The sequence below is a fragment of the Kitasatospora sp. NPDC051984 genome (genome assembly GCF_044593455.1).
GTDB lineage: Bacteria > Actinomycetota > Actinomycetes > Streptomycetales > Streptomycetaceae > Kitasatospora.
In genome coordinates this window covers 323,327-340,383 of the sequence record NZ_JBIUCB010000006.1, presented here as the reverse complement: position 1 = coordinate 340,383, position 17,057 = coordinate 323,327, and the positions used below count along the sequence as shown (strand labels likewise).

The 17,057-nt window shown below is 70.8% G+C and carries 13 protein-coding genes; 4 read left to right on the top strand and 9 right to left on the bottom strand.

Translation table 11 applies throughout. The features are described 5' to 3' along the window. Positions 1-43: 43 nt before the first annotated feature. The 8 genes from ACIHEI_RS15235 to ACIHEI_RS15200 form a co-directional block, all read right to left on the bottom strand. Complete coding sequence (locus tag ACIHEI_RS15235; protein WP_392954717.1) at positions 44-1,321, bottom strand: thymidine phosphorylase; 1,278 nt, start codon at positions 1,319-1,321, stop codon at positions 44-46. A 95-nt stretch (positions 1,322-1,416) separates the two neighbouring features. Beyond that, on the bottom strand, positions 1,417-1,803 hold the full coding sequence (locus tag ACIHEI_RS15230; RefSeq protein ID WP_396606904.1) for a cytidine deaminase: 387 nt from the start codon (positions 1,801-1,803) through the stop codon (positions 1,417-1,419). Then, positions 1,800-3,065 carry an ABC transporter permease gene (locus tag ACIHEI_RS15225; protein WP_387867195.1) on the bottom strand — a complete coding sequence of 422 codons (1,266 nt, stop codon included), beginning with the start codon at positions 3,063-3,065 and terminating at the stop codon, positions 1,800-1,802. The genes ACIHEI_RS15230 and ACIHEI_RS15225 overlap by 4 nt, the downstream gene beginning before the upstream one ends. Next, entirely contained in the window at positions 3,062-4,231 is a 1,170-nt protein-coding gene (locus ACIHEI_RS15220; protein ID WP_387644731.1) for an ABC transporter permease, read from the bottom strand. Before ACIHEI_RS15220 ends, ACIHEI_RS15225 begins: the two co-directional genes overlap by 4 nt. A 4-nt stretch (positions 4,232-4,235) precedes the next feature. Then, the gene (locus tag ACIHEI_RS15215) at positions 4,236-5,996 is read right to left on the bottom strand and encodes an ABC transporter ATP-binding protein (protein WP_396606903.1); all 1,761 of its coding nucleotides are present in this window, start codon (positions 5,994-5,996) and stop codon (positions 4,236-4,238) included. A gap of 74 nt (positions 5,997-6,070) precedes the next feature. Further along, positions 6,071-7,138 carry a BMP family protein gene (locus tag ACIHEI_RS15210; protein ID WP_396606902.1) on the bottom strand — a complete coding sequence of 356 codons (1,068 nt, stop codon included), beginning with the start codon at positions 7,136-7,138 and terminating at the stop codon, positions 6,071-6,073. Positions 7,139-7,407: 269 nt separating this feature from the next. Further along, on the bottom strand, positions 7,408-9,264 hold the full coding sequence (locus tag ACIHEI_RS15205) for a glycosyl hydrolase family 28-related protein (RefSeq protein ID WP_396606901.1): 1,857 nt from the start codon (positions 9,262-9,264) through the stop codon (positions 7,408-7,410). A gap of 93 nt (positions 9,265-9,357) precedes the next feature. Beyond that, the gene (locus tag ACIHEI_RS15200) at positions 9,358-10,608 is read right to left on the bottom strand and encodes an amidohydrolase (protein WP_396606900.1); all 1,251 of its coding nucleotides are present in this window, start codon (positions 10,606-10,608) and stop codon (positions 9,358-9,360) included. Between the two features lie 384 nt (positions 10,609-10,992). On the opposite strand from ACIHEI_RS15200, the gene ACIHEI_RS15195 reads away from it, so the two are divergent. Further along, a complete protein-coding gene (locus ACIHEI_RS15195; protein WP_396606899.1) occupies positions 10,993-13,047 on the top strand; it encodes a protease pro-enzyme activation domain-containing protein in 2,055 nt (684 codons plus the stop codon). A gap of 150 nt (positions 13,048-13,197) precedes the next feature. On the opposite strand, the gene ACIHEI_RS15190 is transcribed toward ACIHEI_RS15195, so the two are convergent. Beyond that, complete coding sequence (locus ACIHEI_RS15190; protein WP_387644720.1) at positions 13,198-14,787, bottom strand: methylmalonyl-CoA mutase; 1,590 nt, start codon at positions 14,785-14,787, stop codon at positions 13,198-13,200. A gap of 186 nt (positions 14,788-14,973) precedes the next feature. Here ACIHEI_RS15190 and ACIHEI_RS15185 point away from each other — a divergent pair, with 186 nt between their 5' ends. The 3 genes from ACIHEI_RS15185 (at position 14,974) to sdhC (ending at position 17,053) form a co-directional block, all read left to right on the top strand. Beyond that, the gene (locus ACIHEI_RS15185; RefSeq protein WP_387644717.1) at positions 14,974-15,717 is read left to right on the top strand and encodes an SDR family NAD(P)-dependent oxidoreductase; all 744 of its coding nucleotides are present in this window, start codon (positions 14,974-14,976) and stop codon (positions 15,715-15,717) included. Positions 15,718-15,956: 239 nt separating this feature from the next. Further along, positions 15,957-16,454 (top strand): 2-oxo-4-hydroxy-4-carboxy-5-ureidoimidazoline decarboxylase, encoded by a 498-nt coding sequence (locus tag ACIHEI_RS15180; protein WP_396606898.1) that lies wholly within the window; start codon positions 15,957-15,959, stop codon positions 16,452-16,454. A gap of 218 nt (positions 16,455-16,672) precedes the next feature. Continuing rightward, positions 16,673-17,053, top strand: a complete 381-nt coding sequence (gene sdhC, locus ACIHEI_RS15175; protein ID WP_387644714.1) for a succinate dehydrogenase, cytochrome b556 subunit — start codon at positions 16,673-16,675, stop codon at positions 17,051-17,053. The last annotated feature ends 4 nt before the right edge of the window (positions 17,054-17,057 follow it).

The window sequence follows — 17,057 nt, the reverse complement described above, 5'->3', positions numbered from 1 at the left end:
CGCAGCGTAGCGTGACCGCGCCGCGCGCACGGAGTCGTAGGACTCAGGCGATCCGGTCGAGGACGATCGGGGCCGGGGTGAAGAGGGTGCCGGTGGGGGCGACGGTGATGGCGTCGGCGAGGGCCTCGATCGCGTAGGGGAAGCGTTCGGGGGTGTCGGTGTGCAGGGTGAGGAGGGGCTGGCCGGCGGTGACGGTGTCGCCGGGCTTGGCGTGGAGTTCGACGCCGGCGCCGGCCTGGACCGGGTCCTCCTTGCGGGCGCGGCCGGCGCCGAGGCGCCAGGCGGCGACGCCGACGGCGTAGGCGTCGAGGGTGGTGAGGACGCCGGTGGCGGGGGCGGGGAGGACGTGGGTCTCGCGGGCGACGGGGAGGGGGGCGTCGACGTCGCCGCCCTGGGCGGTGATCATGCGGCGCCAGTGGTCCATCGCGGAGCCGTCACGGAGGGCGTCGGCGGGGTCCTTGCCCTGGACGCCCGCGGCGGCGAGCATTTCGCGGGCGAGGGCGAGGGTGAGTTCGACGACGTCGGCGGGACCGCCGCCGGCCAGCACCTCCAGCGACTCGCGGACTTCGAGCGCGTTGCCGGCGGTGAGGCCGAGCGGGGTGGACATGTCGGTGAGCAGGGCGACGGTGGCGACGCCGGCCGAGCGGCCGAGTCCGACCATGGTGCGGGCGAGTTCGCGGGCGTCGTCGAGGTTCTTCATGAACGCGCCGGAGCCGACCTTGACGTCCAGGACGAGTGCGCCGGTGCCTTCGGCGATCTTCTTGGACATGATCGAGGAGGCGATCAGCGGGATGGCCTCGACGGTGCCGGTGACGTCGCGCAGGGCGTACAGCTTCTTGTCGGCGGGGGCGAGGCCGTCGCCGGCGGCGCAGATCACGGCGCCGCAGTCGCGCAGGACGGCGAGCATTTCCTCGTTGGAGAGCAGGGCGCGCCAGCCGGGGATGGATTCGAGCTTGTCGAGGGTGCCGCCGGTGTGGCCGAGGCCGCGGCCGGAGAGCTGCGGGACGGCGGCGCCGCAGGCGGCGACCAGCGGGGCGAGCGGGAGGGTGATCTTGTCGCCGACGCCGCCGGTGGAGTGCTTGTCGGCGGTGGGGACGGCGAGCGAGGAGAAGTCCATGCGTTCGCCGGAGCGGATCATGGCGTCGGTCCAGCGGCTGATCTCACGGCCCGTCATGCCGTTGAGCAGGATCGCCATGGCGAGGGCGGACATCTGCTCGTCGGCGACCTCGCCGCGGGTGTAGGCGTCGATCACCCAGTCGATCTGGGGGTCGGTCAGTTCGCCCCGGTCGCGCTTGGCCCGGATGACGGAGATGGCGTCCATGCAGGTGCTCCAGAGAGGTGTGAAATGCGAAGAGTGCCGCGGGATGTCCTCCCGCGACACTCTACGCGCGTAACAATGTGATCAGCCAGCAGAAACTACAGCTTGTCCGGCCCGAACGCGTCCGGCAGGACCTCGCTCATCGGCCGGACCCCGGAGGGCAGTTCGACCAGCAGGTCCGGTCCGCCGTGTTCGTACAGCAGCTGGCGGCAGCGCCCGCACGGCATCAACAGCTCGCCGGCGCCGTCCACGCAGGTGAAGGCGATCAGCCGGCCGCCGCCACTGGCGTGCAGCGCGGAGACCAGGCCGCACTCGGCGCACAGGCTGAGGCCGTAGGAGGCGTTCTCCACGTTGCAGCCGGTGACCGTGCGGCCGTCGTCGACCAGTGCCGCCGCTCCGACCGGGTACTTGCTGTAGGGGGCGTACGCGTTGCGCATCGCCTCGCGGGCGGCGGCGCGCAGCGCCTCCCAGTCGACCGTGGTCACTTGGCCTGTCCCTTGCGGTAGATCTGGCCGTCGGCCTTGGGCATCCGCAGCCGCTGGGAGGCCAACGCGAGCACCACCAGGGTAATCACGTACGGGGTGGCGACGATCAGCGGACGCTGGACGGCGTCGGTGGTGACGTACCAGAGGGCGACGCCGCCGGCCACCACGATGGTGATCGCGCCGGCCAGGAACTTGCGGCGGTAGAAGTGCCACAGCGCGAGCGCCGCCATCGCGATGGCGACCACCAGCAGCAGCACGTGCACCGAGTCGGCGTCGCGCAGCTGGAGGCTGTCGGTGAAGCCGAACAGGCCCGCGCCGGCGGCCAGGCCGCCCGGCATCCAGTTGCCGAAGATCATCGCGGCCAGGCCGATGAAGCCGCGGCCCTGGGTCTGGCCGTCCCGGTAGAAGTGCGCGGCGACCAGCGAGAGGTACGCGCCGCCGAGGCCCGCGAAGGCGCCGGAGGCGATCACCGCGAGGTACTTGTACTTGTAGACGTTGACGCCCAACGACTCGGCGGCGGTCGGGTTCTCGCCGCAGGAGCGCAGCCGCAGACCGAACACCGAGCGCCAGAGCACGAAGTAGCTGACGATCAGGAACGCGGCGGCGATCAGGGTGACCACCGACAGGTGGGTGGTCAGGCCGCGGAGGATGCCGGCCACGTCGGAGACCAGGAACCAGTGGTGCTGCTCGATGCCGTCCAGCCAGTTCGACAGGCCGGGGACGGTGATGGTGGGCAGCGACTCCGAGGGCGGCGACTGGCTCGCACCGGCGCCCTGGGCCTTGTAGTCCTGGTAGTAGATCCGGTTGACGTACGCGCAGATGCCGGGGATCAGCAGGTTGACGCCGACGCCGGACACGATGTGGTCGACGCCGAAGGTGACGGTGACCAGCGCGTGCAGCAGGCCGCCGAGCGCGCCGCCCGCCATGCCGGCCAGCAGGCCGACCCACGGGTTGACCAGGAATCCGCCCCAGGCGCCGCAGAACGTGCCGGCCACCATCATGCCTTCGAGGCCGATGTTGACCACGCCCGCGCGCTCGGACCACAGGCCGCCGAGGCCGGCCATGGCGATCGGCACGGCGGAGGACAGCGCGGCGCCGATCTGGCCCGAGGAGGTCAGCCCGTGGTTGCCGGTGATCGCACCGACCGCCGCGAACAGCAGCAGGGCGGCCGCGATCAGCAGCAGCACCACCGGCCAGGTCAGCTTGGACTTCTTCTTCACGGGCGCGACGGGCGCCTTCGGCTTGGCGACAGCGGTGCTCATGCCGCCACCTCCTTCTGGGCGGCCGCGGCGACGGCCTGCGCGGCGAGCTCGGCGCCGACCTTGTGCTGCTGGCGCTTCAGACCGAAGCGGCGCACCAGTTCGTAGGCCACGACGACGCAGATGACGATGGTGCCCTGGATCACCGGGATGATCTCGGACGGGTAGTCGCCCCGGGTGGGCAGCTGGGCGCCGGAGGCATCCAGGAAGGCGAACAGCAGCGCGGAGAACGCGATGCCGATCGGGGTGTTGCGGCCGAGCAGGGCCACCGAGATGCCGATGAAGCCCAGGCCGACCTGCACGTTCTGGCCGAAGTAGTAGGTGTTCTGCATCAGTTCGGGCAGGCCGACCAGGCCGGCCAGCGCGCCGGAGACCACGATCGAGGTGATCACCATGCGCTTGACGTTGACGCCGGACGCCTTGGCGGCGGTCTCCGAGCGGCCGGTGGCGCGCAGGTCGAAGCCGAACCGGGTGCGGTTCAGGGTGAAGTGGAAGACCACGCCGACCAGCACCGCGATCACGATGAAGCCCCACAGGGTGCCGCCCTGGGTCTCGATCGCGAAGAAGTGGCTGGACTCGGAGATCTTCGCGGTCTGGATCGAGTTGGTGACGCCGCTGGTCTTCGGGGCCAGGATGCCCGGCACCAGCATGACGCCGATCACGGCGGTGGCGATGGCGTTCAGCATGATGGTCGAGATGACCTCGCTGACGCCCCGGTAGACCTTCAGCAGACCGGCGATCGACGCCCACAGGCCACCGACGAACATCGCGACGATCAGCATCAGCGGGATCTGCAGGAAGGCCGGCAGGTTCATCTGGGAGCCGACGAACGCGGCCATCATCATGGCCAGCTTGTACTGGCCCTCGATGCCGATGTTGAAGAGGTTCATCCGGAACCCGAACGCGGCGGCGGCCGCGGCCAGGTAGTACACGGTCGCCTTGTTCAGGACGGCGACCTGGCCGTCCGACGCGGTGCCGTAGTCCCACATGATCTTGAAGGCGCTGAACGGGTCGCGGCCGGAGACCGCCAGCAGCGAGCCGGCGATGATCACCGACAGCAGCACGGCCAGCACGGGGGCGGCCAGGCCGAGGCCGATCCGTTCCAGGTCGAACCGCTGCGGACGCGGCCGGTCGGCCGTTCCCGCAGCCGGGGGGTTGGGACTGGTCATGTGGCTACTCCCCCGCCTGCACGTGCTCGGCGGTGTCGGTGGGCGGAACCCGGTCGGAGACTATGTGGCCGGTCGCGGCACCGGTCATCGCGGTGCCCAGGTCCTCGGCGGTGACGGTGGCCGGGTCGGCGTCGGCGACCAGCGCGCCGCGGTAGATCACCCGGATGGTGTCGGACAGGCCGATCAGCTCGTCCAGGTCGGCGGAGATCAGCAGCACCGCCAGGCCCTCGCGCTGGGCGGAGCGGATCTGGTCCCAGATCTGCGCCTGCGCGCCCACGTCCACGCCGCGGGTCGGGTGGGCGGCGATCAGCAGCTTCGGGTGGTGGCTCATCTCGCGGCCGATGATCAGCTTCTGCTGGTTGCCGCCGGACAGCGACGCCGCGGTGACCTCGATGCCGGGGGTGCGGACGTCGTACTGCTCGACGATCCGCTGGGTGTCGGCGCGGGCGCCGGACGGGTCGAGCAGCACGCCCTTGGAGTTGGGCCGCTCGGTGACGTGGCCGAGGATCCGGTTCTCCCAGAGCGGGGCCTCCAGCAGCAGGCCGTGCCGGTGCCGGTCCTCCGGGATGTAGCCGATGCCGGCCTCCCGGCGGGCCCGGGTCCGGGAGCTGCTCAGGTCGGTGCCGTCCAGCGTGACGGTGCCGGCGTCCAGCGGCAGCATGCCCATAATCGCCTCGACCAGTTCGGCCTGGCCGTTGCCCTCGACGCCGGCGATGCCGAGGATCTCGCCCTTGCGGATGCGCAGCGAGATGTCGTCCAGCACCACCCGCTCGACGCCCTCGGCGTCCGGCTTGGCGATCCGCAGGCCCTCGACCCGGAGCATCTCCACGTCGGTGACGGTGGACTCGCGGCTCTCCGGGGACGGCAGTTCGGCGCCGACCATCAGCTCGGCGAGCTCGCGGGCCGTCACGGCCTTCGGGTCGGCGTCGCCGACCGTGGTGCCGCGGCGGATCACGCTGATCGCGTCGGCGACCGACAGCACCTCGTGCAGCTTGTGCGAGATGAAGATGACGGTGACGCCCTCGGACTTGAGGTCGCGCAGGTTGTCGAACAGCGCGTCGACCTCCTGCGGGACCAGCACCGCGGTCGGCTCGTCCAGGATCAGGATCCGGGCGCCGCGGTACAGCACCTTGAGGATCTCCACCCGCTGGCGGTCGGCGACGCCGAGGTCCTCGACCAGCACGTCCGGCTTCACGCCCAGGCCGTACTGGTCGGAGATCTCACGGATCTTCGCCTTCGCCCTGGCGCCGATGCCGTACAGCTTCTCGCTGCCCAGGACGATGTTCTCCCAGACGGTGAGGTTGTCGGCCAGCATGAAGTGCTGGTGCACCATGCCGATGCCGCGGGCGATCGCGTCACCGGGGGTGGCGAAGGCCACCTGCTCGCCGTTGATGGCGATGGTGCCCTCGTCCGGCTTCTGCATCCCGTAGAGGATCTTCATCAGGGTGGACTTGCCGGCGCCGTTCTCGCCCATCAGGGCGTGCACGGTGCCGCGCTGCACGGTGATGTCGATGTCGTGGTTGGCCACCACACCGGGGAAGCGCTTCGTGATGCCACGCAGTTCGACGGCCGGTGTCGCCGTCCCCGCGCTGGGGGTGCCGCCGGGAGGGGCGGAGTCGGAGGGAGTGATGGCGATCTCCTGCTGGTCGTCGGGCGCTTCGTCGCGCTGGAGGCTCAGGGGGGGCCGGGGTGGGGCAGCCGCTGGACGGACACCGGAGCGGCGGTGGGGGCACAGGCAGGGGCCCGGGGGATGCGCGTGGCGCATCCCTTCCGAGCCCCTCCTTGTGATGTGTCAGACCACTGCGCCGCCCGGTGGGCGGGCGGCGCGGTGGCAGGGGATCAGCCCTGCGGAGCGGTCGGAACCTTGGTGGCGCCGCTGACGATCTGGTTGGTGGCGGCGTCGAGCTTGGCCTTGATGTCGTCGATGAAGCCACCGGTGGTGGCCAGCGACACGCCGCCGTCCTTCAGGTCGAAGTTCTTCTTGCCGGACTGGGCGCTGCCGTCCTTGGCCGACTTGATGAAGGTGAACACGCCGGTGTTCACGTTCTTCACCATCGAGGTGAGGATGTGGTCCTTGTACTTCGACAGGGCCGGCTGGCTGGCCTGGTCCGAGTCGACGCCGATGGCCCACTTGCTGCCCGAGGCGCTGTAGACGGCCTCGATGGCGCCGCTGCCGGAGGAGCCGGCGGCGGAGTAGATGACGTCCGCGCCCTTGTCCATCTGGCCCTGCGCGGCCTGCTTGCCCTTGCCCGGGTCGGCGAAGCCGGTGTTGTCCGGCGGGGTGCTCAGGTAGGTGACCTCGATCGCGATGCTCGGGTCGACGGACTTGGCGCCCGCCACGTAGCCGGCCTCGAACTTCTTGATCAGCTCGGACTGCACACCGCCGATGAAGCCGACGTGCTTGGTCTTCGACTTGAGGGCCGCGGCCACGCCCGCCAGGTAGGAGCCCTGCTCCTCCGAGAAGGTCAGCGAGGTGACGTTGCTCGGCTGCTCGGGCGAGAAGGAGTCGACGATCGCGAACTTGACGTTCGGGTTCTCCTTGGCGACCTTGTTGACCGCGTCCTGGTAGACGAAGCCGACCGCGATGACCGGGTTGAAGCCACCGGTCACCAGGGACTTGAGGCGCTGCTCCTTGTCGCCCTCGGACTCACCGGACTTGGCCTCGGCCTCGTTGATGGTGGCGCCCAGCTCGGACTTGGCCTGGTCCAGACCACGCGCGGCGGAGTCGTTGAAGGACTGGTCGCCGCGGCCGCCGATGTCGTAGGCCATGCCGACCTTGAGACCCGAGCCGCCGGCACCGGCGTTGGCGTTGGTGGTGTCGGTGCTCTTTGCGCCGCAGGCGGCGAGCGAGGCGATGCCCAGGGAACCCGAGAGCACTGCCGCGGCGAGCTTGAGTGAACGGCGCAAGGGAGTTTCTCCTTCTCACACACCCGAATGGCGTGGTCGAGCGCCACCGTAACGCGCGTAGAACACAGTTGTGTTACGGCCTGCACGGGCCTCGCGGTTGTTATCAAAATGTGGTCGTACGCCCGGGCAAATCCGGACATAGCCGCACACTTGTTCAACTCCCGTTCCGCTACTGGCTGGTAGCGCGCCACCACGGTACGCCTCCGGCCCATACCCGCGAAGAGGCCGCGTCGCACTCGGCGGCGCGGCCTCGCGGTGCCGGACCGGAATCAGCTCAGCCCGACCCAGAACATCTGCACCGTGCCGTCGGCGTTCCTGTTCTGCGCCGGATCGAAGGTGGACGGCAGCGCGGTGGCGCTGTCCTTCAGCGCGGCGACCCGGTAGGTGGCCGGGGTGAGCCCGGCGTTCAGGAAGGCGCCCGGGTTCGGGAACGTCGACCCGCGCGCGAAGCTCGGCGGGGTGGTGGCGTTGGCCAGCAGCGCCACCCAGTGGAAGCCGGGACCCAGGGTGACCGGCTTGGACAGCGGCATCCGGCAGAGCGTGTTCACCCCGCCCGACCAGGCCGTCGCCTGCTCCGCGGTGCCGGCCAGCAGCTTGCCGGTGCGGTCGTACACGCCGGCCACGTTGCCGGTGGTGAACCCGCCCCCGGTCCCCGCCAGCAGCACGGAGACCGCCGAGACGGTGACCGGCTGATGCGTCTCCACCCGCACCAGGTAGACGTTGCCCGAGGCCAGCCGGGCGCTCTGGTCGGACGCCGTGGCCGGGTCGAAGGACCAGGTCCCGAAGCCCGAGTCGGCGGGCTGTGGGGCGTTGCCGGTCGGGGTGATCGCGGGCGACGGCACGTTGTAGGACACGCCCGCGGTGGTGGTCACGTTGTGCATGGTGGTGCCGTTGTCCAGCACGGCGCCCGCGTCGTCGCGCACGCTCGCCTTGGTGCCGGTGAGCATGCAGCCGGTGAGCAGCACCCGCAGCGCGTGGTCGACGTACACGCCGTAGTCGGGGGCGAGCAGCCCGCCGGGCTTGTCGTCGCCGGAGACGTGGGTGGCGCAGCCGGTCAGGGTGACCGGGACGGCGGGGTCACCGGCGGGGGCGGTGATCCGGAAGCCCGCGTAGCCGCCCGGCGTGACGTTGTTGTTCCGTCCGTCGCGGCTGGCCTGGCAGCCCGTCAGAGTGATGGAGTGCGGCGACGGGGCGGAGGCGGGGGTGGTCTGCGGGCTCTCCAGCAGCCAGCCGTTGTAGGCGTTGCGGTCGGTCTGGCACTCGGTGAAGCCGGTGGTCCCGCACTTGCCGGTCAGGTGGAAGCCGTTGCCGCTGTTCCAGGTCGCCCGGACGCCGACGAAGCCGAGGGCACCCGTGCCCGCGAAGTACCAGCCGTCGCCGCCGTTGGCGCCGGCCTCACAGGAGTCGATCACCCCGTCGCCGAAGGCGAACGCCGCGTCCTTGGAGTTGTCGGAGCGCCAGCCGCCGAGCTTGTTGGCCTCCATGCTCAGGTGGGAGACCTCCCAGCCGCCGGGGAAGCCATCCGTACCGGAGTCGGTGAACACGCCGTAACCGCTGAAATTGAAGATCCCGACGTTGTTCAGCCGGACGGCCTTGATCTGGCCCGTCGCGGTCAGGCCGTGCACGGGGCCGCCGCCGGTCGAGTTGTCGGTGGCGCGGCCGGAGGCGAGCACGAGGTCGCGCAACCGGGCGCCGGTACCGGCCAGTTGGATCAGCGCGCCGCCGGTGAATTCGCCCCACTTGGGCTTGATGTACACCGGCGGCACCGGGCCGCCGTCGGCGTTCTTCGGGAAGTAGCTGAACCAGCGGCTGCCGACCGTACCGGCCAGCGTGACGTGGGCGGGCACCACCAGGGGCTTCCTGACCAGGTACTGCCCGGCCGGGAAGTACACCACGCCGCCGGGCGGGCAGGCCGCGATGGCGTCGGTGATGGGCTGCCAGTCGTCGTTGCTGTTGTCGCCGAGAGCCCCGTACCGCCTGACGTTGTACCAGTCGAGCAGCGGCTCGTCCGGCTTCGGGACGGTCGGGCCGGCGGCGCCCGCCGACGGTGCGGCGGCCAGTCCGGCGGTGACGGTGGCTCCGGCGGCTCCGGCGGCGAACAGGAGTCTGCGGCGCGTGCTGTCCATGATCGGGTCCCCTCCCCTAGGTGATCGTTGCGCGGACGATTCGACCACGGAACGACTTGGCTCGGGAAGGGGCGCCCGGCCCTGGACACGGTGTCAGATCCGGGCGTACTCCAGCGCGAGCGAGGCGAACAGTTCGACGCCGACGGCGATCGCCCGCTCGTCCGCGTCGAAGTCGCCCTGGTGCAGATCGCGGGCGCCCTTCTCGTCCGGGCCGCGCACCCCGAGGCGGGCCAGTGCGCCCGGGGCGTGCTCCAGGTACCAGGAGAAGTCCTCGCCGCCCAGGCTCTGTTCGGTCGGCTCCACCACCGGGCCGCGGCCCTCGGCGAACCGGGCGTTCATCGCGCGCTCCAACTGGTCGATCGAATCGGCCTCGTTGACCACCGGCGGGACGCCCCGGTGGTAGTCCAGCGTCCACTTGGCGCGGTGCGTCTCGGCCAGGTGCGCGACCAGGTCCTCCAGCACCTCCGGAGCCTGCCGCCAGCCCGCCAGCTCCAGGCAGCGGACGGTGCCCTCCAGCTCGGCGTGCTGCGGGATCACGTTCGGCGCCGAGCCGGCCGCGATCCGCCCCCACACCAGCGAGACGCCCCAGCGCGGGTCCATCCGGCGGGCCAGCGCGGACGGCGTCTCGGCGGCCAGCTTGGCGACCGCGGTGACCAGGTCGGTGGTCAGGTGCGGACGGGCGGTGTGCCCGCCGGGGCCGTCCACGCTGATCACCACCTTGTCGCAGGCCGAGGTGATCGCCCCGGTCTTCAGGGCGATCCGGCCGACCTGCACCTTGGGGTCGCAGTGCACCGCGAAGATCCGCCCGACCCCTTCCATCCCGCCGGCCGCGATCACGTCCAGCGCGCCGCCCGGCATCATCTCCTCGGCCGGCTGGAAGATCAGCCGCACCGGACGGGTCAGCTCCCCCGCGGCCAGCGCCTCGGCCAGCACCAGCGCGGTGCCGAGCACCACCGCGGTGTGCACGTCGTGCCCGCAGGCGTGCGCCCGGCCGGCCACCGTGGAGCGGTACGGGACGTCCTTCTTGGCGTCGTCGATCGGCAGCGCGTCGATGTCCGCGCGGAACGCCAGCAGCGGGGTGCCGGGCGCGGTGCCCGGCGGGACCAGGTCCACCAGCAGACCGGTGCCGCCCGGGAGCACCCGCGGCTCCAGCCCGGCGGCGATCAGGCGCTCGCGCAGCAGCTTGGTGGTGCGGAACTCCTGGCGGCCGAGCTCCGGGTGCCGGTGGAGATCACGGCGGAGGTCGATCAACTCGGCCTGGTGGGCCGCTACTCGGGCCCGGAGGTCGGCGAGCGGGCGGACGGCGGTGACGGTGGCAGCGGCTGCTGGCTGAGGATCGTTCACCTTGACAAGAGTAGGCCGGTGGCGGGCTTTTGGCCCGACTTCCACCAAAGATCTCACCGTTTGGATGCATACCGCCCCCCATGATGGGTATGACTCTTCGATTCGGCCCGCTCCTGTGTTCGGCTCCTCCGCCGCCTGCCATGTGCAACGACCTGCACCGGCGGCCACTCCCGCACCTCGGAGCCAACCCTTCCCCCCGATCGGGTCATGGCGCGGTAAAGCTTTCGGACCCGCTCTTGAGCAGGGCACATCAGTCCGAATAGACAGCTTTCGCACAGTCAACTCCGGTGCCGCAGTGGGGTGGGACAGTCCGCCTGCGGCGCGCCTCGTCACGCCCTCACAAGGGCAGTTGACGCTCCATCGAACCGAGAAGGGGGGACCGACGTGCCCATCACGCGCAATCGGCTCGCCAAGAGCATCGCTCCGGCCACCGTCGCGGCCGCACTGATCATCACCACCCTCGGCGCGGCCGTCCCGGCCACCGCCGCCACCCCCGTGGGCGACACCGCCCGCACCCTGCCGGGCACCCACCCGGAGTGGGCCACCCCGCAGGCCGACGCGGGCGCGGCCGACGCCGCCGCCCCGGCGACCGCCCGCATCTACCTGGCCGGACGCGACGCCAGCGGCCTCGCCGCCCTCGCCCAGGCCGTCTCCGACCCCCACTCGCCCGACTACGGCAAGTACCTGACGTCCGCCCAGGCCCAGGCGAAGTTCGGCGCCACCCCGGAGCAGGTCAAGGCCGTCACCGACTGGGTGTCCGCCGCGGGCCTCACCGTCTCCGCCAGCACCGCCCACTACGTGCAGGTCGCCGGCTCCACCGCCGCGCTGTCCAAGGCGTTCGGCACCGGTTTCCACAACTACCGCACCGCGGACGGCACCCACCGGGCCCCGACCGCCGACGCCAAGGTGCCGGCCTCCGTCTCCGACGCCGTCCTCGCGGTCTCCGGCCTGGCCGACGCGATCCACAAGAACAGCTCCTCCGCCACCTCGGTCCGCGAGGCCGAGCAGCGCCTGAACGCCTCCGCCAAGCAGGCCGGCCCGGACAAGAAGGACCCGGCGACCCTGCCGACCGTCCCGACCTGCTCCGAGGACGGCTACGGCTCGAAGACCGCCAAGGGCGCCCCCGAGGGCTACGAGAAGAACGAGCCGTTCGCCCCCTGCTCGTACATACCGTCCCAGCTCCGCAAGGCCTACAGCGTCACCGACGCCAAGGTCACCGGCAAGGGCGCCCGCGTCGCCGTCATCGACGCCTACGGCCTGTCCACCATGGAGCAGGACGCCAACCACTTCTCCACCCTGCACGGCGACCAGCCGTTCAAGCCGGGCCAGTACACCGAGTACGTCACGCCCGCGCAGTGGACCCACCAGGCCGAGTGCGGCGGCCCCGACGGCTGGGCCGGCGAGGAAGCCCTCGACGTCGAGATGGTGCACGGCCTCGCGCCGGACGCCAACGTCGTCTACGTCGGCGGCAACTCCTGCTTCGACGAGGACCTCTACGACGCCATGGCCAAGGTCGTGGACGGGCACCTCGCCGACATCGTCTCCAACTCGTGGGGCGAGATCATGCACGGCAAGTCCGGCGACATCGACCCCGCCGTGGTCGCCGCCGACAACCAGATCTTCCAGCTCGGCGCCCTCACCGGCATCGGCTTCACCTTCTCCTCCGGCGACTGCGGCGACGACTCCCCGGGTGCCGCCGCCACCGGCGTCAACTGCGAGGCCGACACCAACCAGGCCCAGGCCCAGTGGCCGTCCTCCTCCCCGTGGGTCACCTCGGTCGGCGGCACCGCCCTCGAACTGGCCGACAAGGAAGGCAAGTACGGCCACGAGGTCTCCATGGGCGACCAGCGCTCGGTGCTCTCCGCCGACCAGAAGTCCTGGAGCCCGATGCCGGGCAAGTTCTACTTCGGCGGCGGCGGCGGTGTCTCCAAGGACTTCGCCCAGCCGTGGTACCAGCAGGGCGTCGTCCCGGACAGCATCAGCAAGACCGCGGCCGACGGCACCAAGTCCAAGACCCCGCTGCGCGCCACCCCCGACATCGCCATGAGCGGTGACCTGGTCGCCGCCACCCTGGTCGGCTTCACCTCCGGCGGCGCCTACAGCGAGGGCGGCTTCGGCGGCACCTCGGTCTCCGCCCCCGAGACCGCCGCCATGTTCGCCAACGCCTTCGAGACCCGCGGCGGCCGCGCCCTCGGCTTCGCCAACCCGGCCCTCTACGACCGCGCCGACACCAACGCCTTCCACGACGTGAACGACAACGCCGTCAACACCAAGCGCGGCAACGTCGTCGACCTCGGCGTCATCAACAACACCCTCCGCGTCCGCCTCTACAAGATCGGCGCCGACTACGGCCTCTCGGCCTCCAGCGGCTACGACACGGCCACCGGCCTGGGCTCCCCGGGCAAGGGCTTCTTCAAGTCCTTCGCCATCAAGAAGTAGTTCCCGCCGAGTAGTTCCCCGCGCCCGCGTCCCGACAGGGGCGCGTGGGGGCACCTCCCGGCCCGCTAGGGCTGGGGGGAGAACTGCGCGAAGCGGAAGGCCCGTGCCGGAAAGATCGCGGCACGGGCCTCACTTGCACCTCGGTGCGACTCAGAAGCGGTCCACCGGCGTGTACGTGCCCCAAACCCCCCGAAGCGCGTCGCAGACCTCGCCGACCGTCGCCCGAGCGGCCAGCGCTTCCTTCATCGGGTACAGCACGTTGTCCGTCCCCTCCGCCGCCTTGCGCAGCGACGTGAGCGACCGGTCCACCGCCGACGAGTCCCGCTCGGAACGCAGTCGCGCGAGCCGCTGCGCCTGCTGCGCCTCGATCGCCGGGTCGACCCGCAGCGGCTCGTAGGGCTCCTCCTCGGCGAGCTGGAAGCGGTTGACGCCGACCACGGTCCGCGCGCCGGAGTCCTGCTCCTGCTGGATGCGGTACGCGGTGCGTTCGATCTCGCCCTTCTGGTACCCCTGCTCGATCGCCGCGACCGCGCCGCCCATGTCCTCGACCTTGGCCATCAACTCCAGCGCCGCGGCCTCCAGTTCGTCCGTCATCGCCTCGACCACGTAGGAGCCCGCGAACGGGTCGACGGTCGCGGTGACGTCGGTCTCGAAGGCCAGCACCTGCTGGGTGCGCAGCGCGAGCCGCGCGGACTTCTCCGTCGGCAGCGCGATCGCCTCGTCGAAGGAGTTGGTGTGCAGCGACTGCGTCCCGCCGAACACGGCGGCGAGCGCCTGCACGGAGACCCGGACCAGGTTGACCTCGGGCTGCTGGGCGGTGAGTTGGACGCCCGCGGTCTGGGTGTGGAAGCGCAGCATCTGCGACTTGGGGTTCTTCGCGCCGAACTCCTCCTTCATGACCCGGGCCCAGATCCGGCGCGCGGCACGGAACTTGGCGACTTCCTCCAGCAGGGTGGTGCGGGAGACGAAGAAGAAGGAGAGCCGGGGGGCGAAGTCGTCGACGTCCATGCCGGCGGCGACGGCGGTGCGCACGTACTCGATGCCGTTGGCGAGGGTGAAGGCGATCTCCTGCGCGGGGTTCGCCCCGGCCTCGGCCATGTGGTAGCCGGAGATGGAGATGGTGTTCCACTTGGGGATCTCGGCCCGGCAGTACTGGAACACGTCGGCGATCAGCCGCAGCGAGGGCTTGGGCGGGAAGATGTAGGTGCCGCGGGCGATGTACTCCTTGAGCACGTCGTTCTGAATGGTGCCGGTGAGCTTGTTGCTGGGCACGCCCTGGGCCTCGCCGACCAACTGGTAGAGCAGCAGCAGCAGCGAGCCGGGCGCGTTGATGGTCATCGAGGTGGAGACCTCGCCGAGCGGGATGCCGCCGAACAGGACGCTCATGTCCTCGACGCTGTCGATGGCGACACCGACCTTGCCGACCTCGCCGGAGGAGATCGCGGCGTCGGAGTCGTACCCCATCTGGGTGGGCAGGTCGAAGGCGACGGACAGGCCCATGGTGCCGTTGGCGATGAGCTGCTTGTAGCGGGCGTTGGACTCGGCGGCGGTGCCGAAGCCGGCGTACTGGCGCATCGTCCACGGCTTGCCGGTGTACATGGTCGGGTACACGCCGCGGGTGAACGGGTACTGGCCGGGGGTGCCGAGCCGGCTCGCGGCGTCGAAGCCGGCCAGGGTCTCGGGGCCGTACACCGGCTCGATCGGCAGGCCCGACTCGGTGCGGCGGGGCTCGGCTGCCATGGGTGTCCTCCGCGGAAGATGGTGGGGGGGTTAGCGCCGATCAACGTCTCGGCTGGATACGCAATGTAGCCGTGCCCCTCACGGGCAGACAGATGCCACGGCTGGGAGCTTGCTCACAACACCCCCGGGGCGATCCTTGGGATGATCCCGACACCGAACACCTGGTCGGACCTACGAGGAGTGGACATGAGCGAGCAGAAGGTGGCCGTGGTCACCGGCGCCAGCAGCGGCATCGGGGCGGCGACCGCCCGACGGCTGGCCGCGGACGGTTTCCAGGTGGTGCTGACCGCCCGCCGCACCGAGCGGATCGAGGTGCTGGCGAAGGAGCTGGGCGGCCGCGCCTTCACGCTGGACGTCACCGACCGGGCCGCGGTGGACGCGTTCGCCGCCGAGGTCGGCCGGGTGGACGTGCTGGTGAACAACGCGGGCGGCGCGCTCGGCGCGGACAGCGTCGAGGCCGGCGACCCGGAGGACTGGCGCACCATGTTCGAGGTGAACGTGCTGGGCGTGCTGCACCTGACCCAGGCGCTGCTGCCCGCGCTGCGCGCCACCGGCGACGGCACCGTGCTGATCATGTCCTCGACGGCGGCGCTGGCCGCGTACGAGGGCGGCGGCGGCTACGTGGCGGCCAAGCACGCCGTCCACTCGGTGGCACAGACCCTCCGCCTCGAACTCGTGGGCGAGCCGATCCGGGTGATCGAGATCGCGCCCGGCATGGTGAAGTCGGAGGGCTTCGCGCTGACCCGGTTCCGCGGCGACCAGGCGAAGGCGGACGCGGTGTACGCGGGCGTCGACGCGCCGCTGACCTCGGAGGACGTCGCCGACACCGTCTCCTGGGCGGTGACCCGTCCGGCGCACGTCAACATCGATCTGCTGGTGGTCCGGCCCCGGGCGCAGGCCGCCAACCACAAGGTGCACCGGGCCGGCTGAGCGGTTCTGTGTGAACGGGAGCGGCGGCGGGTCACAACTTGATAGCTCGATCGAATGAAATCGGCCCGCCGCCTCCCCAACTGATGAACCCTCAACTACCGTGGAGGCGCTGCCCCGCCGAGCCGTCAAGGCCCTGTGCGGAGGCACTGCCGCACCCCCTCTGTCTCTGCAGCATCCCCCCTTCCCGCCCTCACGAGGAGGATCCGCTGACCAGCGACATCCCGCCGCAGCGTCTCGACGTGCGGACGGACCCGTCCCTCCTGGGACTGCACAGGTTCAACGAAGCCGACTCCGGCGCGGTCGAGGAGGCGCTGCTCGCCTGCTGCGGCAGCCACCGCTGGGCGCTGCGCCTGACCGCCCACCGCCCGTACCCCGACATCGGTTCGCTGCTCGCGGCGGCCAGCGAAGCCAGCTACGACCTGCGCCCGGCGGACCTCGCCGAGGCGCTGGCCGACGAGAGCTGGATGCCGCAGCCGCTGCTCGGCATGCGCGCCCCGGGCAGCCAGGCGGCCCACACCGCGCTGCGCGCCGCGCACGCCGCGTACGAGGCACGGTTCGGCCATGTCTTCGTGGTCTGCCTGGACGGGGTGGACCAGGAGGAGATGCTGGACGCGGTGCTGACCTCGATCCGCACCCGGCTGGCCAACGATCTGGACGAGGAACGGCTCATCTCGGCCGAGGAGTTGCGCCGGATAGCGCTGACCCGCCTGGAGCACCTGGTGGCGGTCCGGAACTGACCGCTCCGGACCGGCCGCACGGCGCGACCGGATGGTCGCACAGCGTCAGAGTTCCCGTTCCGATTAGCCCGTGCGTGCCTGATTGATCACAGCAGGGGCCCCCGACGGCAGCGGGGCCCGACGCGTCGATAGGATGCTCGCGGCCGGTGGACCGTATCCGGCCGGGCTGACCGACAGAAAGCCGGCCGAGCCCCCAAACCGCTTCCGGAGGGTTTTCCGTGCCGGCTGGAACGCTGTACCGCGGCCGGGAAGGCATGTGGAGCTGGGTGGCTCACCGAGTCACCGGCGTCCTGATCTTCTTCTTCCTGTTCGCACATGTCCTTGACACCGCCCTGGTGCGGGTGTCGCCCGAGGCGTACGACTCGGTGATCGCCACCTACAAGTTCTGGCTTGTGAACCTGATGGAGTACGGCCTGGTGGCCGCCATCCTGTTCCACGCCCTGAACGGCCTGCGGGTCGTGGCGGTCGACTTCTGGGCCAAGGGCCCGAAGTACCAGAAGCAGATGCTGTGGAGTGTGGTCGGCATCTGGATCGTCCTGATGGGCGGCGCCTTCTACCCCGTTCTGCAGCACACCCTTCGTTCCTGGTTCGGGGGCTGATCCG